Source organism: Nostoc sp. PA-18-2419 (genome assembly GCF_005869855.1).
In the GTDB taxonomy this organism is placed as follows: Bacteria; Cyanobacteriota; Cyanobacteriia; order Cyanobacteriales; family Nostocaceae; genus Nostoc.
Genome location: NZ_SZNH01000010.1, coordinates 87,211 through 111,773, shown reverse-complemented (window position 1 = coordinate 111,773; position 24,563 = coordinate 87,211). Strand labels below are relative to the sequence as shown.

At 40.0% G+C, this 24,563-nt stretch carries 24 protein-coding genes, 1 tRNA gene and 1 other RNA gene; 13 read left to right on the top strand and 13 right to left on the bottom strand.

Annotation, left to right across the window (positions count from 1 at the left end):
* Positions 1-114 precede the first annotated feature (114 nt).
* From FCR06_RS12845 to FCR06_RS12835, 3 genes are all read right to left on the bottom strand, one after another.
* A complete protein-coding gene (locus FCR06_RS12845) occupies positions 115-3,762 on the bottom strand; it encodes a response regulator (RefSeq protein ID WP_138500173.1) in 3,648 nt (1,215 codons plus the stop codon).
* A gap of 562 nt (positions 3,763-4,324) precedes the next feature.
* Positions 4,325-5,197 carry a hypothetical protein gene (locus FCR06_RS12840; protein ID WP_138500171.1) on the bottom strand — a complete coding sequence of 291 codons (873 nt, stop codon included), beginning with the start codon at positions 5,195-5,197 and terminating at the stop codon, positions 4,325-4,327.
* A 58-nt stretch (positions 5,198-5,255) separates the two neighbouring features.
* Positions 5,256-5,534, bottom strand: coding sequence for a GlsB/YeaQ/YmgE family stress response membrane protein (locus FCR06_RS12835; RefSeq protein ID WP_138500169.1), 279 nt, complete (start codon positions 5,532-5,534; stop codon positions 5,256-5,258).
* Between the two features lie 605 nt (positions 5,535-6,139).
* On the opposite strand from FCR06_RS12835, the gene FCR06_RS12830 reads away from it, so the two are divergent.
* Complete coding sequence (locus FCR06_RS12830; RefSeq protein WP_138500167.1) at positions 6,140-6,322, top strand: CsbD family protein; 183 nt, start codon at positions 6,140-6,142, stop codon at positions 6,320-6,322.
* A gap of 396 nt (positions 6,323-6,718) precedes the next feature.
* Here the strand turns inward: FCR06_RS12830 and FCR06_RS12825 are convergent, their stop codons facing one another.
* A complete protein-coding gene (locus FCR06_RS12825) occupies positions 6,719-7,813 on the bottom strand; it encodes a sensor histidine kinase (protein WP_138500165.1) in 1,095 nt (364 codons plus the stop codon).
* Between the two features lie 582 nt (positions 7,814-8,395).
* On the opposite strand from FCR06_RS12825, the gene FCR06_RS12820 reads away from it, so the two are divergent.
* The 3 genes from FCR06_RS12820 (at position 8,396) to FCR06_RS12810 (ending at position 10,172) form a co-directional block, all read left to right on the top strand.
* Positions 8,396-9,115, top strand: coding sequence for a response regulator (locus FCR06_RS12820; RefSeq protein WP_138500163.1), 720 nt, complete (start codon positions 8,396-8,398; stop codon positions 9,113-9,115).
* Positions 9,116-9,226: 111 nt separating this feature from the next.
* Positions 9,227-9,308, top strand: a tRNA-Leu gene (locus FCR06_RS12815).
* Between the two features lie 84 nt (positions 9,309-9,392).
* A complete protein-coding gene (locus FCR06_RS12810) occupies positions 9,393-10,172 on the top strand; it encodes a TrmH family RNA methyltransferase (RefSeq protein ID WP_138500161.1) in 780 nt (259 codons plus the stop codon).
* Between the two features lie 199 nt (positions 10,173-10,371).
* On the opposite strand, the gene FCR06_RS12805 is transcribed toward FCR06_RS12810, so the two are convergent.
* From FCR06_RS12805 to FCR06_RS12795, 3 genes are all read right to left on the bottom strand, one after another.
* Positions 10,372-10,605, bottom strand: a complete 234-nt coding sequence (locus FCR06_RS12805) for a hypothetical protein (RefSeq protein ID WP_138500159.1) — start codon at positions 10,603-10,605, stop codon at positions 10,372-10,374.
* A gap of 459 nt (positions 10,606-11,064) precedes the next feature.
* On the bottom strand, positions 11,065-11,994 hold the full coding sequence (locus tag FCR06_RS12800) for a trypsin-like serine peptidase (RefSeq protein WP_138500157.1): 930 nt from the start codon (positions 11,992-11,994) through the stop codon (positions 11,065-11,067).
* A 112-nt stretch (positions 11,995-12,106) separates the two neighbouring features.
* Positions 12,107-15,229 (bottom strand): CHAT domain-containing tetratricopeptide repeat protein, encoded by a 3,123-nt coding sequence (locus FCR06_RS12795; protein ID WP_138500155.1) that lies wholly within the window; start codon positions 15,227-15,229, stop codon positions 12,107-12,109.
* A gap of 266 nt (positions 15,230-15,495) precedes the next feature.
* Here FCR06_RS12795 and FCR06_RS12790 point away from each other — a divergent pair, with 266 nt between their 5' ends.
* Both FCR06_RS12790 and FCR06_RS12785 read left to right on the top strand, forming a co-directional pair.
* Positions 15,496-15,648 (top strand): type II toxin-antitoxin system HicB family antitoxin, encoded by a 153-nt coding sequence (locus FCR06_RS12790; protein ID WP_223280122.1) that lies wholly within the window; start codon positions 15,496-15,498, stop codon positions 15,646-15,648.
* Positions 15,649-15,714: 66 nt separating this feature from the next.
* Positions 15,715-15,903 carry a type II toxin-antitoxin system HicA family toxin gene (locus FCR06_RS12785; RefSeq protein WP_138500153.1) on the top strand — a complete coding sequence of 63 codons (189 nt, stop codon included), beginning with the start codon at positions 15,715-15,717 and terminating at the stop codon, positions 15,901-15,903.
* A gap of 274 nt (positions 15,904-16,177) precedes the next feature.
* Here the strand turns inward: FCR06_RS12785 and FCR06_RS12780 are convergent, their stop codons facing one another.
* The gene (locus tag FCR06_RS12780) at positions 16,178-17,581 is read right to left on the bottom strand and encodes a tyrosine phenol-lyase (RefSeq protein ID WP_138500151.1); all 1,404 of its coding nucleotides are present in this window, start codon (positions 17,579-17,581) and stop codon (positions 16,178-16,180) included.
* A 196-nt stretch (positions 17,582-17,777) separates the two neighbouring features.
* Positions 17,778-18,014 carry a hypothetical protein gene (locus FCR06_RS12775; RefSeq protein ID WP_138500149.1) on the bottom strand — a complete coding sequence of 79 codons (237 nt, stop codon included), beginning with the start codon at positions 18,012-18,014 and terminating at the stop codon, positions 17,778-17,780.
* Between the two features lie 317 nt (positions 18,015-18,331).
* On the opposite strand from FCR06_RS12775, the gene FCR06_RS32590 reads away from it, so the two are divergent.
* Together FCR06_RS32590 and FCR06_RS12770 are read left to right on the top strand one after the other, a co-directional pair.
* Positions 18,332-18,469, top strand: coding sequence for a hypothetical protein (locus FCR06_RS32590; RefSeq protein ID WP_189523404.1), 138 nt, complete (start codon positions 18,332-18,334; stop codon positions 18,467-18,469).
* An 82-nt stretch (positions 18,470-18,551) separates the two neighbouring features.
* Positions 18,552-18,866 (top strand): S-layer protein, encoded by a 315-nt coding sequence (locus tag FCR06_RS12770; RefSeq protein WP_138500147.1) that lies wholly within the window; start codon positions 18,552-18,554, stop codon positions 18,864-18,866.
* Positions 18,867-18,984: 118 nt separating this feature from the next.
* Here the strand turns inward: FCR06_RS12770 and FCR06_RS12765 are convergent, their stop codons facing one another.
* Positions 18,985-19,533, bottom strand: a complete 549-nt coding sequence (locus FCR06_RS12765; RefSeq protein ID WP_138500145.1) for a 2'-5' RNA ligase family protein — start codon at positions 19,531-19,533, stop codon at positions 18,985-18,987.
* Positions 19,534-19,634: 101 nt separating this feature from the next.
* Here FCR06_RS12765 and FCR06_RS12760 point away from each other — a divergent pair, with 101 nt between their 5' ends.
* The 5 genes from FCR06_RS12760 to queF all read left to right on the top strand — a co-directional run bounded on the left by FCR06_RS12760 (position 19,635) and on the right by queF (position 21,505).
* Entirely contained in the window at positions 19,635-19,901 is a 267-nt protein-coding gene (locus FCR06_RS12760; RefSeq protein ID WP_138500143.1) for a YciI family protein, read from the top strand.
* A gap of 37 nt (positions 19,902-19,938) precedes the next feature.
* Positions 19,939-20,035: signal recognition particle sRNA small type (gene ffs, locus FCR06_RS12755), an RNA gene on the top strand.
* A 24-nt stretch (positions 20,036-20,059) separates the two neighbouring features.
* Positions 20,060-20,440: a phasin family protein gene (locus FCR06_RS12750; protein WP_138500142.1), complete on the top strand. Its 381-nt coding sequence runs from the start codon at positions 20,060-20,062 to the stop codon at positions 20,438-20,440.
* A gap of 159 nt (positions 20,441-20,599) precedes the next feature.
* Positions 20,600-20,980 carry a hypothetical protein gene (locus FCR06_RS12745; protein WP_138500140.1) on the top strand — a complete coding sequence of 127 codons (381 nt, stop codon included), beginning with the start codon at positions 20,600-20,602 and terminating at the stop codon, positions 20,978-20,980.
* Between the two features lie 105 nt (positions 20,981-21,085).
* Positions 21,086-21,505, top strand: a complete 420-nt coding sequence (gene queF, locus FCR06_RS12740; protein ID WP_138500137.1) for a preQ(1) synthase — start codon at positions 21,086-21,088, stop codon at positions 21,503-21,505.
* A gap of 96 nt (positions 21,506-21,601) precedes the next feature.
* On the opposite strand, the gene crtO is transcribed toward queF, so the two are convergent.
* The 3 genes from crtO to FCR06_RS34780 form a co-directional block, all read right to left on the bottom strand.
* Positions 21,602-23,296 (bottom strand): beta-carotene ketolase CrtO, encoded by a 1,695-nt coding sequence (crtO, locus tag FCR06_RS12735; protein ID WP_138500135.1) that lies wholly within the window; start codon positions 23,294-23,296, stop codon positions 21,602-21,604.
* Positions 23,297-23,508: 212 nt separating this feature from the next.
* A complete protein-coding gene (locus tag FCR06_RS12730) occupies positions 23,509-24,267 on the bottom strand; it encodes a DUF2993 domain-containing protein (RefSeq protein ID WP_138500133.1) in 759 nt (252 codons plus the stop codon).
* 198 nt (positions 24,268-24,465) lie between these two features.
* Positions 24,466-24,552: a hypothetical protein gene (locus FCR06_RS34780; protein ID WP_138500380.1), complete on the bottom strand. Its 87-nt coding sequence runs from the start codon at positions 24,550-24,552 to the stop codon at positions 24,466-24,468.
* Positions 24,553-24,563: the final 11 nt, after the last annotated feature.

Sequence of the window (24,563 nt, the reverse complement as noted above, 5' to 3'; positions counted from 1 at the left end):
TGTTTTGACAAAAGAATGGGAAGATGGGGAGATGGGGAGAAAAGACAAAGAAAATAATTCCTAACTGGAGAAGATAGGAAAGGTCTCCGGCTCGACTCAACACTCAACACTCCCTCACCGATACAGCCAAACCCGCAGTAGTGAAAGCAGTTGTTCGGTATCTACAGGTTTGGTGATATAGTCAGAGGCTCCGGCTTCGATACATTTTTCGCGATCGCCTGGCATAGCTTTGGCAGTTAAAGCAATAATTGGTAACGAGCGAAATTCTGGTTGCTGGCGGATGGCGCGGGTGGTTTCGTAACCGTCCATTTCTGGCATCATAATGTCCATCAAAACCATGTTGATGTCGGGATTAGCTTGCAGCTTCTCAATGCCATCTCTACCATTTTCGGCAAACTCTACTACCATGTGATAGCTTTCTAAAAAGCTGGTAATGGCAAAGATATTTCGCAAATCATCATCCACAATCAGAATTTTCCGATTTGCTAGCACCGGATCGGTTTGATGTAACTGTTCGAGAATTTGCCGCTTTGGTGATGGCAGATTTGCCTGGACTCGATGCAAAAACAGGGCAGTCTCGTCTAATAACCGTTCTGGCGATCGCACGTTTTTAATAATAATTGTCTCTGCTAGTCCCCGCAGTTGGCTTTCTTCTTGGCGAGTGAGTTCTTTACCGGTGTAAACAATAATTGGGAGTTTCATCAACCTGGGTTCTAACTTGATCTGCTCAATTAGTGCAAACCCGCTCATATCAGGCAGACCTAAATCCAGCACCATACAATCAAAGTGCTGCGATCGCAATATTTGTAGTGCTTCTTTTCCTGAACCCACGGCTGTACTCTGGACATCGTTATTACCAATCAGTTCGATGATACTTTGGGCTTGTATGGGGTCATCTTCTACTACTAAAAGATTTTTTACCTGACGCTCAATAAAGCCTTTAATCTCAGTCAATACTTGATTTAGGGCTTCTGGAGAAACGGGTTTTTGCAGATAAGTAATTGCTCCTAGCTTTAATCCCCGTTGCTGTCTTTCATCCACAGAAAGTATATGTACTGGGATGTGCCTGGTGTCTGGGTTATGTTTGAGGCGATCCAAGACTGTCCAACCATCCATCTCTGGCATGTGAATATCTAGCATAATCGCATTTGGCTGAAACTGTTGTGCTAATGCCAAACCTTGTTTACTTTGTAAGGAAACGATTCCTTTAAAGCCCTGCTGACGTGCCATGTCTAATAAGATGCGGGCGAATTTCTCATCATCCTCGATAATCAACAAAACGCGATCGCCTGATTCAATTATTAATCGATCATCTGGGATTTCGTTGGCGGTGAGAAGCACTTTCGCTGCTGGAGAAATCTCCACAGAGGTGCTTCGGCTTTCAAGCGTTGGTGCTGTTGAGGTGGGGGGCGCTAATGTGGTAGGAATATTTGTAGCCGTTTTACCCTTGCTCTCAACTTCACTTTGTGGTGTTACTTGCTTTCCTACCAGCGGTAAGTAGAGAGTGAAAGTACTTCCGTGGTTTGGTTGGCTGGCTAGCTCAATTCTTCCCCCTAAAAGTTGAGCTAGTTCGCGGCTGATGGACAAGCCCAAGCCAGTTCCGCCGTACTTGCGGCTAGTTGTGCCGTCTGCTTGCTGAAATGCCTCAAAAATAATTTTCTGCTTCTCGACTGGAATGCCAAGTCCTGTATCGCTGATTGCAAAAGCAATTAGCTGACTTTCGGCTGGTGGTGTTTGAGTTAGCATGTTAACTTGTAACTTCACGCCTCCCTGTTCAGTAAACTTAAAGGCGTTAGCTAGAAGATTTTTCAGCACTTGTTGCAGACGTTTGGAGTCAGTAGAAATGACTGGGGGTAGTTTGTCGTCTAGTTCAATGGCAAAAGTGAGTTTTTGATTTTCGGCAACTTGACGGAAAGTTTGCTCTAAAGATGCAAGCAAATCTGCGAAGGCAAACTGCTCAATGTCTACTGACATAGTACCCGACTCAATTTTTGCCAAATCGAGAATATCGTTGATTAATTCCAGTAAATCAGTCCCAGCAGAGTAGATTGTGCGGCTGTACTCTACCTGTTTGTCGGTTAAGTTCTTCAAAGAGTTATCTGATAGCAGTCTTGCTAAAATTAACAGACTATTTAGCGGTGTCCGTAACTCGTGGGACATGTTCGCCAAAAATTCGGATTTATATTTGGAAGACAATGCCAATTGCTCGGCTTTTTCTTGTAATGATTGTCTCGAGCGCTCAATCTCCTGGTTTTTGCGGGCAACTTCCCGATTTTGAATTTCTAGAAGTTCTGCTTTTTCTTCTAGTTCTTCATTGAGTTGCTGTAATTCTTCGTTAGACTGTTTGACAAAGAATTGTGATTCCTCCAAATCGTGGGCTTGTTCTTCTAATAGTTGATTGCTTTGCTGTAATTCTTCTTGCTGGCTTTGCAGTTCTTCTGTTAAAGCAACAGACTCGGCAAGTAGTTGCTGAGTTTGTACTTGTGAGGCGATATTATTTAAAAACACACCCAAATTTTCACTCAACTGCTCTATAAATATTAGGTGCAACTCGTTAAAAGGCACAAAAGATGCAAGTTCAATTACGGCATTTATCTGGTCTTCAAATTGTATGGGCAATACAATAATATTTAGTGGTGGAGCTTCTCCCAAGCCGGAGGTGATGCGAATATAATCACTGGGAACTCCTGTTAAGAGGATTCTTTGTTTTTCTAAGGCGCATTGTCCCACCAATCCCTCGCCCAACCGAAATTGGTTTGCCAGATTTTTGCGCTCTTTGTAAGCATAACTAGCCAACAAGTTCAGGATTGGCTCGTCGTTGAGTGATTCCATTAGATAAAAAACGCCAGCGGATGCCCCAACCAAGGGAGCTAGATTTGACAAGATAGTGCGAGACACAGTTTCTAGATTTCGCTGCCCTTGGAGCATTTGGGTAAATTCAGCCAAATTAGACTTCAGCCAGTTTTGCTCGTCATTTTTTTGAGTTGTGTATCGCAGATTCACAATCATCTGGTTGAAGGTTCGCTTAAGGACGCCAATTTCGTCGTGGCGATCGCTATTTGGTAAATTTACTGTTAAATCTCCATCTGCCACCTTTTGAGCTAAATCAGAAACTCGCTTGAGCGGTAATGAAATGTGTCTGGTAAGGATAATTCCAATTAAAACTAAGATCGCACCAAATAAAGGAATACTATAAACGGTGGTGGCAAGTGTTTGTCTAGCAGCTAACTGTGCCCTTTGGGAACGCTGCTTTAGGAGTACATTTTCCTCATTTCTCATCGCCTCAATAACTTTGCGAATCTCAGTCATCAGTTGCTTGCCTCGGTCTGTCAGAACAACCTTCTGGGCAGCTTCAAAACTTTGATTTTGGCGCAAATCGATAGTTTGTTTAAGTTCAACCAACTTTTGAGCGATTAGTGGCTGTAAAATATCAAGCCGATTTTGTTGGTTKGGATTATCTGCTGTTAACGTCTGAAGTTCCTTGAGTTGTCGATCCATTACTTGAATGGCAACATTATAAGGTTCTAAGTAACGCTGTTCTCCAGTAACCAGGTAACCACGTTGACCAGTCTCAGCATTTGTCAGTTGCAAGTTGAGACCTTCAAGCCTACTTAATACATCGTAAGTATGATTTTCTTGGCGGGAAGTTTCAATTAGCTCATTGGTACTTCGGTAAGAGATTAGACCGATGGTACTCAGAATTGCCAAGCTCAAGGCAAAACCTGCTCCAATTTTGGTTCCAATCTTCAAACGGTTCAACATTATTCCAGACAGTTAATTTAAATTTTTTGTGTTGCTGTTCTAAATATTCTGATAAACTTTCGGCTATACAAATATGAAATATTGCCTTGAAGTTAAACTATGTTTTTTTGCTAAAACCTAACATAAATGTTTTTAAATAATGTTTTTTGAATAAAAATTAACATTTAACTGACACATAGTATAACTTATTTCCAAAGAAGCAACCATCTTCTTTTATAATTAAATCTTGCGGGGGATAATTAGATTACTATTGTTAGAATATAAACCTAATATCTAATTTAAATCCCAAAGGCGAGTTTTCATGAGTGCAGTAATCGATCTAGGAAAACCAAAATTCTACATAGTTCTACTTATCTCACTTCCAAACTATGCTTTGAAAGCTTATAATTTCCAGATTTATCGCCACTTCAAAAGTCATAGATCCCCAATTTATTTTATAAATTAGAGATCTATATTAAGCTTTATATTTAATTAGAACTTACTAAATTTGGGTAATAAATATGATTTATAAATCAATAATATGAAKAAATAATAATTCCCTTTATCTTACTCATCTTGCTGATTAAGTACCACTTGGTACTACCTGGCGATAACTATCAGTTAGATTAATTGGGGATTGATTATATATCCGAAAATTTTGAATCTTATTACTCTCTAAAATAGCTCTCGCACCAGCCATATAGATATCAGTTGCATTGATAAAAACAATTAAATTGCCAATATTCAGTTTATTTTCATAATAATTAGCTAAGTCATGAGCAACTTCTAAAAGATTATAGTTATCTTTAGTAATTACTGACACTTGACTCATAGGAAAGCCAGCTTTATTGAGTTCCGTAAGTGCTATTTCTACATCTTGATAATGAGAAAAAACACCAACTCCATGTTTATAGCGACTTTTTGGAGATAAATATGGTTGATAAATACCGCAGTTTTGAATGCTGTAGCGATTAAAAATTTTCTTAGCAAAATGAATCTCGATTTCTATACTGGTTATGATTACCAGATAGTAACCTTTGAAGACTAAATCATTATAAACGTCTGCTTGATCTTGGGGAATTCCCAAATGTATCAACGCACCAGCCAAACTACCTGCCGCAACACCGATCGCACCACCTGCTATAGTGGTAGCGATCACTGTTGCTTCTGCTCCGGCTACCACGATTGGACCTATACTAGGAATTGCTAACAAACCTATATCTATTGATGAATTAGCAAGACCACTTAAACTATTATGAGTAAGATCCTGAAGTATATTGCTAGCATCGTCTTTAACTTCAATACCAGCAATATCACTCTCTCGTTCCGCCTTTCTTGCAACTACAGAAACTTTATGCATAGGAAAGTCTACTGCCTTTAGTTCCTGCAATGCCAATTGTGCATCTGAACATTTAGCGAAAACTCCTATAAATTTTCGCTCTTTTTCTGATGTCATTTTACCCGCTTATTCCGACTTCAAATGATTCCCAAATTTTTTAATTAATCTGAGGTAACTACACAGCACTACGAGTTAGTAAACCCCAAAGAAAAATCAATAGCATTGCACCAAGAACAGCAAATAAAATGCTTCCAAGTGATAATGCTCCTACAGAGGCGGCTGCTGCTGAACTACTCCCTAATAAAGTTTGACCTAAATAGCCACCAACTACGGCTCCAAGAATTCCTAATACAATTGTGGAAAGAATACCACCACCTTGGGTTCCTGGATAAAAGAATTTAGCTAAAGCGCCTGCAATTAAGCCTAAAACTAACCAAGCTATGATGTTGCCCATAATATCTCTCCTCTGCTCAGCAAAATGCTACTTACTGCTTTTAACTAGTTTTATAATAAATTTTTCGCCAAAATTCCCGATCTACCTAGAGAACTAATATCAAAAATCTTCAGATATTATTTGATATTTAGAAAGTCATCTTTGAGGATGAATATACGCAATAATCGAGACTTGGGAAATAAAACAGGCTTGAAAGCTGGCTTTGAGACTTCAAGTTTATACTTAATCCAGCTAGGACAATTTGTAACAGTAACTAAACTATAGTATTTAGCAATCTTATTTGATTTGCTTCAATTTACAAGGCTCACCTCTTTGACATATAAAATTAAGTCAAAGAGAAAAATGCTATTTCTAGTCCAAAATGCTCTAATTTCATCTTCAGATAGAAGAATGATTTCATTTTTTTGTATCTTTTGGATATGAGTTAAATTCTCTTAGATGACTTTAATTGACAGATAAGTATATAAAATGATGAAAAATATTTTTCAAAAAAATATCTGAAGATAGAAGAGCTTACCAATATTTCCAAGTAGTATACATATGTTGCAATTCCAAAGTTGGCAAGCAATAAAAAATAAGTAGTTGACTAATTTTAGGAGTGAATTATGAGTCTTGAAGATAGAGCAAAGGCTGTTGCTAAAAACATCGAAGGCAAAGCGCAAGAAATAGTTGGAAATATAACAGGTGATCCTGAAGATAAAGCTGAAGGTCAAGCTAAGCAAGCTGAATCACAGGTTCGTCACACAGTTGAAAATGTCAAAGATGAAGTTAAGAAAGGTCTAGAGTAAGCTGAATTTTATATCGAGAGAAGGTATAAGTAAAATTATAATTTACTAAGCCTTCTCCCTAATCATAGTTCTCTATATCTCTATTGATAGAGAGTCTTAATATAATAGTTTTTAATTAAGTTAAGAAATAAATCGAAACATCTAAATAAAATTTTGATGAGATTAAAAAATAATTTTTATTATTACTAAATTATGTTTACCTTCTAACTTTAAGTATTTTGTTAGTATTTGTACGATTTTACGTCTGAACACTATTTTATTTGTAATTACACTTTTATTTTTGAATATTTCTGTTGTTTGGCTCCTCAGCTTTTTGGATAAGTCGAGGATCTAAATTTTTAAGAACAGTTAAGTACGGCTTTATTTTTACTTTATAAACAAATAGCCTCTGAACTTTTAGTTTTCGTCAACCACAGGTAGACGTATTGTAAATGTACTACCTTGCCCTGGTTCAGATATCACATCGATTGTGCCTTGATGTGCTTCAATAATGCATCGAGATAAATATAGTCCTAAACCGCTACCAGAACGCTGGTGTTTACCTTGGCGAAATCGCTCGAATAATATTGCTTGATCTTGTTTAGAAATTCCCGACCCTGTATCTTGAATATTAATAGTTACATCTGGCAAATCAAGATAGCAGCGAATATTTACAGAACCTTTATCAGTAAATTTGATAGCGTTACCGATGATATTTGTAAAAACTCGCCGCAGTTCTACACGATCGCCTATGACTGTAATTGCAGTTTCACCTTTATCAATATTGACAGTTAATCCTTTTTCTTCAGCCAAAGGAGTTAATTCTTGAGCAACTTCACTCACTAATTCCTGAATATCACAAGGAGAAATTTTTAAGATTTTACAGCCTGCCTCATGACGATAAACTTCTAACAAAGTATTTACCATTTCTAGGAGGTCTTGGTTACTCCCAATCATGGTATTAACTATTTCTTGCAATTGTGGCGACACTTCGCAAAATCTACCTTCTAGCAATAATTTTAAAATCCGATTCGAGGCTACTAGTGGTATACGTAAATCGTGAGTAAAACGCGAAACAAAATCTGCCCGCAAGTTAGCCATTTGATCTCGTTCGTCGATACTATGCTTGAGCCGCAGGAGCGATCGCACTCGTGCATCTAGTTCATCTGGATCGAATGGTTTACGAATAAAGTCATCTGCACCTGCATCAAGTCCTTGAACAACGCTTGACTCATAGTGAGCTGTGATCAGCAAAATCGGGATAAATGGCAATGCTTGATTTTTTCGGATACGTCGAGTGAATTCATACCCATCGATCCCTGGCATCATCACATCTAAGAGAATTAAGTCTGGTGGCGACTCTTCAACCATATTCAGAGCAAGTTTACTATCTTCCACCAAGCTAATTTCATAGTCCTTATCTTGTAGGACTGCTTCTAGGATTAGTAAATTGTCAAGAATGTCATCGACAACGAGAATTTTATCTTTTTTAACAGTTTTAGTTAAAGACATGGCTAAATAAAAAAAGACGTGCTTGGCTATCCCTCGCAAATCTAGTAATAGCTTACTTCAACAGCGGTGAGATTATTAAAATTTCACTTTTTCATTTAAAAGTTCCTAAATTTATAACAACTACTTCAGTAATTATACATATAAAATATGTATAATATATTAAAGAGTGTTTAATTTAGTTTTTATTAAGTATATTAGCTGGTTGATTATCCATAACTACAAGTAAAGTGGTAAGGTAAAGTAGTTTAGTTCATTTTGCGTGCATTCTTCTTAGTCTAGCAAGAGTAACTGATTGAATACCCCCAGAGTGGGAGCTTGCTAGCAGATTTTAGAATTCAGTTGTACGCCATAAGATATCTATCTTCAAAACAATGTATAAAAATATTTTTTGATTTAACTATATTGTTGAGATAGAAATTCTTGCCTCTTGAAAAACTTTCAATATCAGGTTATTTATCTCTAATGGTAGATGCCATTGAGGGAACAATACCAGAGATATTGCTTTTTGTATAAAATCCTGAATGTGAGAACAGGATTATTTTAATGTGTACTTTAGATAGATAACAGTAAAGTTAAGTAACTATGAGTGAAATCAAGATCCTCGTGATTGAAGATCATAACCTTACGAGAATTGGTTTACGGGCAGCCCTGCAAACCCAGCCAGAAATAAACATTGTTGGTGAAGCGGCCAATGCAGCAGATGGAATAGAACTGTTGAAAACTCTCAAGCCGGATGTTGCTACTATTGACATTGGTTTGCCTGATATGGATGGTATTGAACTGACACGGACATTTAGGCAATATCAAGCAGAGAAGGAAGATTATACAACAAAGCTGCTGATTTTGACAATGCAAAATAGCGAGCAGGCAGTCTTAGCAGCATTTGCAGCAGGTGCAGATTCTTACTGCATGAAGGATATCGAAAGTGAAAAACTAGTAGAAGCCGTGCAAACGACGTATGCAGGTAGCTCGTGGATCGATCCAACGATCGCAGACCTTGTACTACAGCAAATACGTCAAGATTTTCCTGATGCTAGCAGAGCAACCGCAGGAAAAAGAGTGTTGATTGAAGGTATTGACCCAGATATTGAGAAAACTATCGTTAGCTATCCTTTAACTCAACGCGAAATGGATGTTTTAGAGTTAATTGTCGCTGGGTGTGATAATGCAGAAATCGCTAAAAGACTTTATCTAACAGTTGGTACTGTCAAAACTCATGTTCGAGGTATTCTGAATAAACTCTGTGTTGCTGACCGTACACAAGCTGCTGTGCGTGCATTGCGTGCGGGGTTAGTACCTTAAAAAATCAAAAAATAAGTACAAAGTCAAAATCAATACTGAATTATGATTTTGCACTTGACAAAAATCAAAGAATACGCAATAATAGTAAATTGTGGATAAAGATAATTGCCAGCGGAACTGGCGGAATTGGCAGACGCGCTAGATTCAGGTTCTAGTGCCGCAAGGCTTCCGGGTTCAAGTCCCGGGTTCCGCATTTTTAGTTATGACTTAGGAGTAAAGAGCTGATTTAGTCTGTTTTAATTCCTAAACTTATTATTCCTGAGTCCTAACTTTATTGATGTTAACCAGCTTACAAAATTCCCTAGTCAAGCAAATCCGCAAATTACACTCTACCAAGGAGCGGCATAAGCAGCAGTTATTTTTGCTAGAAGGGACGCACTTGTTAGAGGAAGCTTGTGCGGTGAATTACCCACTACAGACAGTGTGTTGTACTCCAGATTGGCAAGCAACCCATTCATTGTTGTGGGAAGAAGCTTGTAAGCGATGCGATCGCGCCGAAATTGTTAGTAGAGAAGTCTTGGATGCGATCGCCACTACAGTTCAACCGGATGGTATCGTAGCAACAGCAAAACGGGGCGATATTCAAACCCAAGTGCCTTTTACTGGATTAGTCCTAGCTTTAGAAACAGTACAAGATCCTGGTAACCTGGGTACAATAATTCGTACTGCGGCGGCGGCTGGGGCATCAGGATTGTGGCTAAGTGGAGATAGCGTAGATTTAGACAATCCAAAAGTCCTACGTGCATCTGCGGGGCAATGGTTTCGCCTAGCAGCGGCAATAACCGAGGATTTAAAAGCGACAGTGCAACAAAGTCAGCAAGCAGGAATGCAGGTAATAGCAACATTACCTAATGCCAGCTTAACTTATTGGCAAGTGGATTGGCGAAAGCCAAGTTTAATTTTATTGGGAAACGAGGGTGCTGGTTTGTCAGCAGATTTAGCAGCGATGGCAGACAAGCAAGTGAGAATTCCTTTGAGTCCTGGAGTAGAGTCTTTGAATGTGGCGATCGCAGCAGCTTTAATGTTGTACGAAGCTCAGCGGCAAATGAGTCATTAGTCATTGGTCACAAGTGAATAACAAAGAACAAAGCGCAAAGTCAAGCCACTGCTACCTCAGCGCCCTGCGTCGGAAACTTGTGGTGTTGAGCTAAGGCTTCTTTGGAACGGACGGCAGTTCCTTTAAGCGGGGAACCCCGCCAACAGACTGCCTCAACTTTGTAAAACAGGACAAAGGATAAATGACTAATGACAAACTTTTATTTTGTTTTTTGCTCAAAATATTGTTCAATATCGGCTACGGCGTCTTCAAAAGCTGCTAAATCAATATCTGTCAAATCATTAGCTTCGATTTCATTAGCACTCTTAGGATGGAATTTCGGTGTCTGTTCATCCTCAGTAGAATTTTCTTGTAAGATATCCTCCAATTGGTCGAGGGCTTCTTGAAACTCTCGATCGGGGTCGTAGTGCTGTGGTCGGTGACTTTGCTCCATAGGTTGACTTGAAAATCCTAATTTACTAGCGTAATTTTTATAAATTTAAATTTTGCATATATGACATCATAATTTGTGCCTATCTGCTTTATCAACTTTAGAGCGATCGCTATTTTTGGTGAGTTGCTTACATCCAAGTTGCCCAGAGCAAGCAACAAACACTCAAAAGCTCGAGCCAGGCGGACTATGCAATGCACCTACTAACTAGCAAGGGCGAAATGGCTTCCCTACTACCTTTATCAGCAGGATAAGCTGATCATCAAATGCTATTGACAAGCGGGTTTATATACCTCATCATGTTGCAAGAAGCAAGCAGCAAGAATACTCAATATGTAGTTATTAGACTGGTACTTCCTTAACAAATTCTGGGGTTTAAGTGCCTTGCAACTAACAACCAGCAAGTTTTGCAACGGGGATTTAGACCGCGCCACAAAACTTAATTATGAATTACGAATTATTTTAATTCCCCTGCAACCACTCATCCAAGCGAGACATTTCCACCGCACGGTTCAACAGCAATCCATTAACCTCGTTTGAGCCGGAGTGGAGAGCGAAAATATAATACTTGCCGTTTAGATTACCGATAATTGCACCTCCAGAAGCACCGTGATTAGTATCACAGTTGTGGTACAACAAATTATTCTGACGGCGAAGGATACTGCATTCCAAATGAACGCCAGCAGTCATACTTTTACCAGCAGTATAAGTTTCAAGACCTCTTATCTTAGGGTCGGGAAAATCGCCAGAGTAGCCGACTAAGGCGAATTTTTTTGTATCTCCAACAAGAGTAGAAGATGGTAGGGATTTCCAGCCCAAATAACCATATTTTTTACCGATAGGCTTGTTGAGTTTCAAAATCGCCCAATCATTTGCATAATCGGCTAAATCGCCATTTTTAAAGTCTGTGCCGTAATAAACATTAGTGGCGTAGGCTACATCATTTTTACTTTTGACGACACCATTAATTAAGTTTGGCTCAAATGCGATCGCTTGACTAACTTTTCCGGTTTTAGGGTTAACGACACAGTGAGCATTTGTCAAAGCAACATCTTCAGAAATCAAGGTTCCCGTGCAACTGTAACCGCTACCCTCAGCACTTATCCCCTCGATTTTACCAATAGCTGACCAAGGGTAGTCTCTGCTAGTCATGGGAATCCGGTCATCTTTGGAACCAATGATTACCCGTTGTCCGGGGAGTTCTTCTTTCTGATCTAGCATCGAAGGCTCCCCTTTTCCTTGTAGTTTAAATTCTGCGGAATTTTTAACTTTGGTAAAGCTGGGTGGGGATTGTGGTTCGGCTGAAACTGAAGCCCAAATTCCCAAAATTCCTGCTCCAATTGTTGCTAGGCACGGGAAAATAAATTGTTTGGATGGAAATATGGTTTTCATGAAAAATCACTCCTATAAATTTTGAGGTGAAAATTTAAATGCAGAGGGACGCAGGGTAAACGCAGAGGTACGCAAAGTAGTGTTTTGCGTTGCTGTGTTTAATTTTGAATTGCTATTCCCACTCACCCAGCAGGGTAAAAGCCGACCAAGAATAGGGGTTACGCCAATTTTCTTGTTCCCACATTTTGAGTTGTGCGGCTCTGAGGGCGGCGGCGGGAGTTTTCCCTTTCTGCAACATTTGGTTGTAAAATTCGCTCATTAATAATGATGTCGCTTCATCATCAACATTCCATAAAGACACCACTACCCGCGCTGCACCTGCATACATCAATCCTCTTGTCAACCCCACTAGCCCTTCTCCTTTAACTTCTTCACCCAGCCCGGTTTCGCAGGCACTCAACACCACCAACTCCGCTGGAAAGTTGAGGTTAAAGATATCAGTGAGTCGTAAAAAGCCTCTTTGGGACTTACCTTGTTTATCTATCAGGGAAAGCACAATTCCTGATAACTCTGGGTCAGTGCTGTCTAGGAAGCCGTGGGTAGCAAAATGCAACATCTTGTATTGACTCAGTTGGTCATTGGTAGCCCAGTTATAATTAGCATCAAAACCAAAGGCTTGGATGTTGTCTGAGGGTGAGACAAGTTTGAGAATTTCCCGCGCTTCTTGTTGTGTGCCTTGGAGTCTTTGAATTTCGCTGCGGTTGATATTTCTAGTAGACCGCTTCAGAGCAGACTCTTGTAGTTGCAGGTCAATGTTATTATTAGCAACATTGGAAGATTTGCCAGTAAATCGCTCATCACTAGCGCTAAATACTGGGTCTGCAAGGATGGCGAGGGTTTTAGGTGCTTTTGTCCGTCCTTTGATTTGTTTTCTGAGAATGGCAATGGTGGAGGCGGAAGGTAGACTGATAATTTCATGGTTGACTACCAATGGTTGATAATCTGAACCATCCGCCGATTTGGTTGATGTAGTTAATGCCGCAAAGGGAATGTATTGTAAGGCTTCATCACCAACAATTACTAGGCGTTTTTGCCCCAACTTATCAGCAACAGGCGCGAGGATAAGTTGACTCAGTTCGTTAGCAGCTTTCGCCGTGTCTTCTGGGGAAACTCCCTGGTATCCAGGATTTTTTAAATAATTGTTATATAAATTCTTGGCTGCTTTGTCTATCTTTTCGCGTCCTGGAAGTTCATAGCTATAGAGAGAGTCGGGTGTGACAGCCCAAAGATAGCTACGTTCTTTACCTACAGAATATTGCAATAGCAGTGTGTCTTTATCTAGTTGTTGCTGAATTTGTTTGAGAGTTAGGGGTTGGGGATATTTCAAATCGGCATATTCAGGGTTATTGGCGCGGATTTTGACTTCAAGTTCTCGCTGTTGTTTGAGTAAGTCTTCAAGTTGTTGTTTGGTGTTGGTTAAAAGTTGTTCTGAAGTTTCTTTTTTACTTGCTAGTTCTGATAAGAATTTTTCTCTAGCATCGATTTGCGATCGCAAACTATTTTCTTCTGCTAAAAGTTTTGGGTCAATGCCTTTTTTGATATCGATGTTTGCTTCCGTTAATAGTTCAATTAGACCACGGGCACGAGAGCGATCGCTAACTTCCAGTGCTAATGCATCGTATCCTTTTGATGGGTCTTTTTTGTGCAGTTCCATCAGCAGGTCGGTGTATAACTTGTAGTAGCCTTGGACTGAGGCAAAGTAAGAAGCGCGTAGTTGTTGGTCAGCTATTTTGGTGCGTAAATCTTCTACGATTTCAATGGCTGCTTGAATCTGTGTTTGGGCTTGTTGTAAATTACCGCGACTGCGTTCTAGGAAAGCCATGTTAAAGAGAGTGTTGGCTTCCCCTTCTTTGTCCCCCACTGCACGGCTTATGGGTAAAGCTTGGTTGTAGTATTTGAGCGCTTCTTGCTTTTCTCCTAAATCGTCGTGGACACTGCCAATATTGTTGAGGATGGTGGCTTCCTCTGTTCTGTCCCCCACTGCACGGCTTATGGGTAAAGCTTGGTTGAAGTATTTGAGTGCTTGTTGCTTTTCTCCTAAATCATTGTAGACACTGCCAATATTGCTGAGGACGGTGGCTTCCCCTGTTCTGTCCCCCACTGCACGGTGTATGGGTAAAGCTTGGTTGTAGTATTTGAGTGCTTGTTGCTTTTCTCCTAAATCCTTGTAAACACTGCCAATATTGTTGAGGGTGKTGGCTTCCCCTTCTTTGTCCCCCACTGCATGGCGTATGGGTAAGGCTTGGTTGAAGTATTTGAGCGCTTGTTGCTTTTCTCCTAAATAGTCGTAGACTAAGCCAATATTGTTGAGGATAGTGGCTTCCCCTGTTCTGTCCCCCAGTGCACGGAATATGGGTAAGGCTTGGTTGAAGTATTTGAGCGCTTGTTGCTTTTCTCCTAAATTCTTGTAAACACTGCTAATATTGTTGAGGACGGTGGCCTCCCCTCTTCTGTCCCCCACTGCACGGTGTATGGGTAAAGCTTGGTTGAAGTATTTGAGCGCTTGTTGGTTTTCTCCTAAATAGTCGTAGACTAAGCCAATATTATTGAGGATAGTGGCTTCCCCTGTTCTGTCCCCCAGTGCACGGAATATGAGTAAGACTTGGTTGAAGTATTTGAGCGCTTGTTGCTTTTCTCCTAAATCTGAGTAGACTAAGCCAATATTGCTGAGGGTTCTAGCTTCCCCTTTCCTGTTCTTTACAGCACGGCCTATGAGTAAAGCTTGGTTGAAGTATTTGAGTGCTTGTTGCTTTTCTCCTAAATCTGAGTAGACAACACCAATACCGTTGAGAGTGTAGCCTTCCCCTTCCCAATCTTTCATTGCACGGTATATGGGTAAAGCTTGGTTGTAGTATTTGAGTGCTTGTTGCTTTTCTCCTAAATAGTCGTAGACTAAGGCAATATTGTCAAGGATGATGGCTTCCCAGCCTTTATCATCAACTTGTTGCCAAAGCTTCAGTGCTTCTTGCAATTTCCCGATCGCCTCTTGGAGTGATTCTGCTGTACCTTGTTGATAAAGCTGCATTCCCTCTTGAGAAAGCCGTTCCGCAGCAGCGCGAGTGGCATCTTGTTGAGTAGTTCCTGGCTGCTGTGCTATCTGCAACCCTCGGTTTTTTTGTGTCGCCCCCACAGCATCAGACAGCAAAACCACACTCAGCAATAAAGTAAAACTGTAACGGGTCAATTTTGGTAGAAACCACCAGCAAACCCGTTGAGACTTTGCACTCCTCTTCATTCTTTAGCCTCACACCCTCAATCAGTGATTATTTGCAGCCCTATCCTGTCGGCATCAATTCTGCTTATTAGTAAATTATTTAATTGTCGCCAGTAATATTGCTGAAACTTTATGTTGATTTTATAGGTGCAGCTAGCGGACTCATGTGTGGTTGCATTTTTCGTAACAGATTTTTTTAGGGGCTAGGAGCTGAGAAGAGGGAAAAATCTAATTGAGCAATGACTTAAAATCGAAATTAATAAATCTATGTCAACCAAAAATACATAATGAAGCAAACAAAACAACTCACTAGCATTATTGAACGGGAAGGAGATGGCTATGTATCACTATGTCCCGAACTCGATATCTCCACCCAAGGAGACACGATTGAAGAAGCACGGAATAATCTGATTGAAGCATTGCAACTGTTTTTGAAGTAGCAGATCCTTCTGAAATTGAAGAACGGATGCACACTGAAGTTTTTGTGACACGCTTAGAGGTGAATATTGGGTAAACTGCGTGTTCTTTCTGCTGGTGAGGTGTGTCGGATTCTAGAACAGAATCGTTTTGTACAAGTGCGTCAGCGTGGTAGTCATATTATCATGCAAATGCAAACCGAAGATTCAACAATTACTGTTACTATCCCTAATTACGAAGAATTACGCATTGGTACTTTACGCTCTATTATTCGCTAATCAGGATTAGCTCGTGCTTTATTTGAGGTTAATCAAGCCGAAAAGGTAATATAGAGTAGTACATCAATAAACAATGTATAATTTTTTACTATTTAAATATCTTTTGCTTGCAGTGCGATCGCCCCAGCACGAAACTCAGTTTAAATGGGAGTAGGAAGCGATCGCTTTTTATAGTAGATATTAAGACAGCTCAAAGACGCTGATACTACATATCGCATTCAGGTTGGTGATTACCGCGTAGGCTTTACGGTTGTAGGGGATACAGTTATCTGTTCTACAGTAACTCAAACCGTGCCTGAAAGAACCGTAGATATTTTGGTTCGTAAATCATATTTAGTCCGCGGAGGCGATCGCGATTATAATAAACTTCTTCAACTGCTTCAGCAGTCAAATCCATATGAGCTTGGGTATACACCCGCCGGGGAATAGTCAAGCGTACTAGTTCTAACTCTGGATAATAATTGTCGCCTGTTTCTTTACTGCGTCCAGCCGAAACGATACCCCGTTCCATTGCCCGAATACCTGCCTCTACATACAATTCGGCTGCTAGGCGTTGTGCTGGAAATTCGTCTTGGGAAATTTGTGGTAAAAAGCGTTTGGCATCTAAATAAATCGCATGTCCACCAATGGGCACAACAATTGGAATACCCCAATCTAATAACTTTTGTCCCAGATACTCAACTTGCCCGACACGCGCACGAATATGATCGTCTTTAACTGACTCTTCGATACCGCGTGCCATAGCTTCCATATCTCGACCAGCCATACCCCCGTAAGTATGCAGACCTTCGTAGATTACGATTAAATTACGTGCTTCTTCGTAGAGATTATAATCATTAAGAGCCAGCCAACCACCGATATTTACTAATGCATCTTTTTTGCCACTCATGGTGCAGCCGTCAGTATAAGAGCAAAATTCGTGTAAGATGGTGGCGATCGCCTGATTGCGATAATCTTCCTCTCGCTGCTGGATAAAGTAGGCGTTTTCCACGGCGCGAGTTGCATCAAGAATAATCCGGATACCGTAGCTTTGGGCTAACTGATATACTGCCTGCAAATTAGCCATTGATATCGGCTGTCCACCTGCCATATTCACAGTTCCAGCAACGCTGATGTAGGGAATGCGTTCTGCCCCAACTCGCTCAATTAAATCTGTAAGCTTTTGCAGGTCTATATTACCCTTAAATGGATGCAATGATTCGGCATCGTGGGCTTCGTCAATAATTACATCTACAAATGTACCGCCAGCTAACTCTTGATGCAGCCTGGTTGTGGTGAAATACATATTGCCAGGTATGTAATCGCCTGGTTTAATCAATATTTGAGAAAGAATGTTTTCGGCACCACGTCCTTGGTGGGTGGGCACTATATAGCGATAGCCGTAATATTTCTGGATGTTTTCTTCTAAATTATAAAAATTCTTGCTGCCAGCGTAAGCTTCATCACCCAGCATCATCCCTGCCCATTGATAATCACTCATGGCTGAGGTGCCGCTATCAGTCAACAAATCAATGTAGACATCTTCGGAACGTAATAGAAAAGTATTGTAACCCGCAGCGGCGATCGCTTGCTCGCGTTCAGCACGAGTAGTCATTTTTAATGGCTCAACCACCTTGATTTTATACGGCTCTGCCCAAGAGCGACGGCGGCGTGGGGAAGTATGCTTAGCGTCAGTCATAGTATTAATAGCTCCTTAATAACTCGTTGGCTGAATATTGCAATTGCACCCATTTTGATTGCTAAAACCTGCTGTTGCCAAGACTCCGATTTCAAGTCCGGCTAAATACTTATTATTAAAGCTGACACAAAGACGTGAGGACGCGGTGAGGGGAAGAATTATTTTTAATCAGCCAGACTTTAGATGAAAAGTAATTTTAACGCTTCGGCGCACACCACTGAGCTACTGCTTCAATTCGCGCTTGTTGCATCAATTCCCAAACTTGCGATTGATTACAACCATAGGTAGATGTCAACAATTCTTCACCTTGATTTTTTGCTTCATCAGCAGATGCACCAAAGGTGATGATTTCTTCATCTTGGTTACCTGTCATTTTCTCAACTGGAATCATACAGATATATTGAGGTTCATTCTGTCTGATTTCTTGTACCATTACTTACCAACCTTACTGATAATAAATGTCTATTTTTAATATATTTGTAACTCCAGATAAATGTGAGTCAAAGAGAAACAGATTTAATATTTCCGTGGTTAAGATTTAAAAAGATAAATTTTTATACATGTTAAAAATCATATTAAGAATTTTCTCAAAATTCTGCTTATCTAGGGTGTAAACAGTTACCTATGTAAGAATTAAATTAAACATCAATAAATATCTTTTTGTAAACTTTTGTTTGGTTTTTAGCTCGTAATGCATTCTCAATTCTGTATTTATTTGTAAAAAACATCATAAAAATTGGAGGTGATAAAATGGCATTTCGGAATAACTCAGTTACTAATTTATGGCAAAGATTACGACAAGATTCAGTTGTTTGGGGGTCGTTAGGTCTTTGGATTAGTGCATTAATTGTAGTGTTAATAATGCTAGCAGCGTTTTCTAACGCTTAATCTGGGCAAGATTATTCTAGTTCCTGGGCAGCAGCCTAGGAACTTAAATTGGGTAAACTGCCATCTCTAAAAAACTAAAATTATGAACTATAAAATTCTGGCAGCACTTATAGTACTAGCTACTACTAGCTTTGTTACTCCTGCTAAATCTCAAGAACCTGTAACTGAGACTCCAGCAAAATCAAATCAAGTTTTGAGTGCTTGTGTTCAAAATCAAGCCCAAACTTTACCAAATCCCTTTACAGATGTTCCATCAGACCATTGGGCTTTCAAAGCAGTTATGACTATGTACTATTGTGGTGCATTTCGCAAAGCTACACCACCAGCTTTATTTGAAAAACTCCAACCAATTCAACACCAACAGCAACTACAGCAAAAACAGCAGTTTGAAAAATAATAGATATAGTAAGGTTTATCTTAGAAATACCCCAAAAAGCTTAATTCGATACTCGATAATATCAATAATCTTCTACTTAACTACTAGCTAAAAAATTAGATTAATTTTGTTATAAATCTTAGCCAGCAGAAAAAAAACTAAACTCTGATTTAAGATTCCATCGCTTACCGTCATGAAGTAGTAGAGTTAATTTGTCAGCCGTAAAGTCAAAATACAATTGACGCTTCTCAAATTCTGGCCAAGCAGCTTTGAAATTCTGCTTTGTTAAATCTCGAAATGCAACTGTCATGTGGGGTGCAAAAGGTCGGGTTTGAGCAACTTTATCAATAATTCCTAACTTATTTTCTACATAAGCCATTAAATCAGCTTGCAAAGTGAAAAGTTCTTGAGTTCTGACCACATCAATATATATAACGCGGGGTGGAAAGGCAGCAAATCCACTGAGTGTAATGGGTACTGACTTTTGTTCGCTAACAAATTCCTTCAAAGATACTTCTAGCAATGAAACGTTAGCATCTGCCCATTCAAAGGGCGGTTGCAGGGTAATATGAGGCGGAGACTTTTGCGCCCCGCGACTGGCATAATTATCAGCAAAATACTGCTTGATTTGATTAGCGTAGTCTTGAATGTCTTTTGGTGGTAAAAGGGCAATGAAAAAACGGCTCATTGAATTTTAGATTTGGAATTAGACGAAGAAGTTAAATTTAATCAATTACAGTACTCACAGGAGAATTTAGAATTCAGGTCTTTTGTAATCGGAGCTAGCAAATGCCAACATTTGTCAAGATTGAGCAAGGGAAAGTCGATAAACCTACCTTTGACCAATATATACCTGCTCATAAAGCCTACGTTCAGGAGTTGATTGCTAAAGGACACAAAGCGCGAACAGGCTACTGGGCAGAAGCGCGAGGTGGAATGTTGCTGTTTGAGGCAGCTTCAAGGGCTGAGGCAGAAGCGATTGTAGCTAGCGATCCATTGGTACAACACGGTTGTGTCAACTATCAGCTATATGAATGGCGGATTGTTATGGAATAAGGCACACTTACTGACTTTTGATGTTATGCTTTTATAAGACCTGGATCTATGCGACTGCAACACCCAAACCTTGTCAGAACCGGAAGGTAGCAGCAACACGGGAGGCTTGTGGTAGGCGTAGTCTCCGGGTCGCCCTATTTTAGGAGCGTTCAGCAGCAATGCCTGGTTTTGGAGATATTGTTCAAAAAGCTTTTTATCTTGGTGTGGGACTAGCTTCTTACGCTGGTGAAAAAGCAGGGGGGAAATTAGCCGAACTGCGATCTCAAGTCCAAAAACTGGCAGACGAAATGGTAGCTAAGGGCGAAATGAATACAGAAGAAGCCCGCCGCTTTGTCGAAGATATGATGAGGCAAGCCCAACAACCCCAACCATCTAGCGGAACCCCCGAAAAAACACCTCCTTCAGAACCTCGCCGCATCGAAATTTTAGAGGAAGATGAAGAGTCAACAGTGAAAGAGGCATCAACTGAAAATGTGGATGAATTACGCGACCAAGTGCTAGAACTGCAAGAAGAGTTAAAACGATTGCAACGCGATTAGTTAAAAGCAATGTTAGCCATAAATTTAGTAACAACTGGCATTTTCAGATGGCGATACATATACAATACTTGATATAATACATTCCCTAATCTGTACTTTAGTGTTTTAAATTAGACAGCGCAAAACGTCCTGTTTATAGCCTGTAAAGGCGTCAAGTTTATGGAGCAATGGCAAAAAGATTTAATAGAAATCGTAGAAACAGTGACAGATGAGGTAGAGCGTTTCTTCCTGGGAATGGGTGAAATGGTAGACGCCTTTTTTGAGCTAACGGAAGAAATTAGCGAGCAAGTACACAGTAGCATTGTCACTGAAGTGGATCAGTATTTACAGGATGCTTACTGGGAGTTGGAAGACGTTGTAGCAGATTTAGATCCGGGTTTTCCTTATCCAGTTGAACCCACAGCCGAAAAAAATCCAGCTTGTATCGGTTGTACTAACTACCACGGTCAAGTTTATGGCGGTAACTTGTTAGTTTGTGCCATGCATCCCCACGGTTATGAAGACGAGAATTGTCCAGACTGGGAGAAACAGGAATGTTGAGTGATGACTGGAGATTAGGGGACATGAAAAGAGAATTTCACCCCACTATCTCACCTCTGCTGCACTCAGCATACCCAATGACCAATGACAAATCACAACTAACAAATGACAACTAATAATTTACCAGAAAGTCTATCCCAGCCAAGTCAAGAAATGAAGTATGGCGAGCGTAATATCGCGGAAGGCGAACTAATTACGTTTCCTAATCCGCGTGTGGGAAGGCGATACGACATTAGCATTAGTTTGCCAGAATTTACTTGTAAATGTCCCTTTTCCGGCTATCCTGATTTTGCTACTATTTATATTACCTATGTGCCTGACGAACGAGTAGTAGAGTTGAAGGCACTCAAGCTTTATATTAATAGTTACCGCGATCGCTATATTTCTCACGAAGAATCTGCTAATCAAATTGTGGATGATTTTGTCGCAGCTTGTGACCCCTTAGAAGTTACTGTAAAAGCAGATTTCACGCCTCGCGGCAATGTTCATACTGTAATTGAAGTACGTCACCAAAAAAGTCATTAGTCATAGGTCATTTATAAAGTAAAAATAAAATTCCCCCAGATTCAAAAAATCTGAGGGTAAGTAAGCGTTATGAGACTATGCGAGCTACATTGGAATTTAAATAATACCCAATACTGACCCGACAGTGGACTTAATCGAATCCCGCGCATCCTTTAGAGTTTGACTGATGGGATGCTTTGCTTGCAAAAACACACGGGCACAATTGCGTCCTGGCATTCCCGAAATCGAACCGCCTGGATGAGTTCCTGCGCCAGTCAGAAATAAATTCTCAATTGGGGTTTTATAGTTCGCTATTTCTGGCAAGGGACGGAAAAATATCATTTGATCCAAGGTCATGTCAACATGGTAATAATTCCCTTTGTATGCACCTAATCTTTCTCCTAGTTCCGCTGGACTTTCTACACGACGGGCGATAGTTGCATTTTTGACATTCGGCGCATAATTTGCCAACTTATCAATCACCCTGTCTGCAACTTTATTTTTCAATTCGTCTGTCCAACCCGTACCTTTCAAACCTGTGCCTTCTGCACCTGCAATTTGATAGGGAGCGAAAAACTCAATCCACAGAGTATGCTTACCTGATGGTGCTAATGTGGAGTCTAAGTAGCTAGGCATCACCACATACATTGATGGGTCAGCATCCGGAATTTCTCCCAAGGTACATTTACTATGAGCCTGTTCTACATGAGCTATGGAATCTGCAATTAAGATAGAACCAACGAGATATTCGTCTTTGTGCGCGTGGTATGGAAAATGTAGTGGTTCGTTTAATGCCAAATCTATCTTGAGGATAGTTTCATTGTTGTTAACGATGCGGCGTTCTAATCTTTCGTATAATTCTGGATCTACTGCATCAACTTCACTTTTATCAGTCATTTGTAAGAACAAGCGCTGAGCATCAATATTAGAAATCACCCCGTGTTTGGCACGATATTCTTTATTACCAGCGACTCGCACACCCACAGCTTTTCCATTATCAATTAAAATTTTCTCTACATGCTGGTCTGTGAGAATAACGCCACCTTTACTTTTGACTAAATTGACCAAAGCTTGCACAAGTGCGCCAGTTCCGCCGCGAGGTCTTGCCATGCCTGGATTATGACGCATTGCCATCATAATTGCACCAATAGCAAGGGTTTTTTGTGATGGCGGCGCACCAAGTTCTGCTGCTAATCTTGCTAGTGGCGCTTTGAGGAATTCGGAATCAAACCACTCATTAAGTAAATCTTCACCACTGTTTAACATGGTGCGAATGAAGTCGAGTGTTTTGTTTGGGGAACCAATCACAGAAAATAAATCTTTGAGTTTTGTGATGTCGTAGTTACCAACGATGTCTATAATCGACTTTGGCGGTGCATTAAACATCGGAATCATTGCACCCAGCGCCCTTTGCCAAAAGTCGATAAATTCTGCGTATTTTTTGGCATCGCGATCACTATAACGAGCAATTTCTGCACAAGTCTTTTCCACCGACTTATGTCCTAAAAAATATTTGCCATCGGGATGTGGACAAAAAACAACCGGATCGCACTCTAGATAATGCAAACCGTATTTTTCTAGTTCTAATTCTTCAACAACTGGCCCCAAGTGAATAAATTCATGGTCAATAGCGCACAAGTTAAATTTAAATCCAGGAGCTTCTTGTGGCAAACATTCTTCGGTTGTTGCTGCACCGCCTGGAACAGAACGCTTTTCTAGTAACAGGACGCTATAACCAGCTTTCAACAAATAAGCTGCACAAACTAACCCGTTGTGTCCAGCACCAATCAGCACAACATCATACTCTTGCATAGTCGTTACTTTTAAATTAAGTAGCTTTATAAAGCTTAATGAATTTTAACGAAATTAAAATCATCCATCGGTAACAAAAAATATCTTCAACTAGTGCAGGAATACAAAGGCAAAAAGCCAAAAGGCAAAGCAAATAAGTCTTATCCCATAAGCTTTTTGCCTATTTTAGATGGTAGGTTTATTTGGGCAATCTTGTACTAAAACTAATACTACTAAAGAGATAGTACATTTGACGATGAAGGTATTTGCCTGACTTGGGTTTCTACCGTAAGTATTAAATTACCAATTTCTACTTCTAGCTCTTTGATACTGAATATCATATCTTCCCATGTATAGTATGGTAAATTAATAAATTCTTTGGCTTTGTGCATTAATGCTGTGATTAGTTCTATTGAAATACCATTCCCCTCAGTGCAATTAAAACTCTCCAACATTATGGGTTGTGAATGAGTACGTGGACTAGCGATCGCAGTGTAACCTAAAGGGCGAGTATTTCCCATTTCCTTTAACAACACCTTTCCTCTAAATTCCATTTTGCCCGCAACAGGTAAAAATACCTGAATTTGTTGCAGTTCCAAACTGACAATTTCGCCATCTACATTCAACTCTAGGCTTTGCATCTGCTTGCGAACCAATTCTGACGATAAAGCGCGATTTATATCTGCTTGTGTCAGTGTAATCTTAGCAATAGCATTTACAGGCTGATTAAGTTTTATTTGACCGAAAATAACACTTAAGGGATCAATATTAATACCATCTGTTTGCAGTTTTATTTCCTGTATGCGAATATCTTGTTGAATAACTAATCCTTCACCTACAACCGAAACTCCATCTGCATGTCCCTGAGCTATTTTCAACAAATCAGTTTTTACATCTATTTCTATTTGTTCTACTTGGTCTAATTTTTCAGATATTTTTCTTTCAGCTTCCTGGGATAATAATTTTTCCTCCAATCTATGCTCATCAGGCATAAATAACTAATCTCCTAAATGTCCTCTTATTTATTAATGTAAAGGCTGAATCCTGACAGGAAATCTACATTGCGATATAGGCAAGTCGGAGGACTGAGTAATTAAGTAAAAAGGCGTTGTTGATTTGAGATTTATAGTGTAATACGGTTCAATTAGAGTCAAAAAGCTTAACTTACAATTCTCCTTAATTGAACCGTATTAATTTATTATTACCTCTGAATTAATTAAAAGAGCGATGCCTACTGCGGGTTGCACCAACCCGATTATTGGCGAACTCCAAGAGATAAATTATCCCG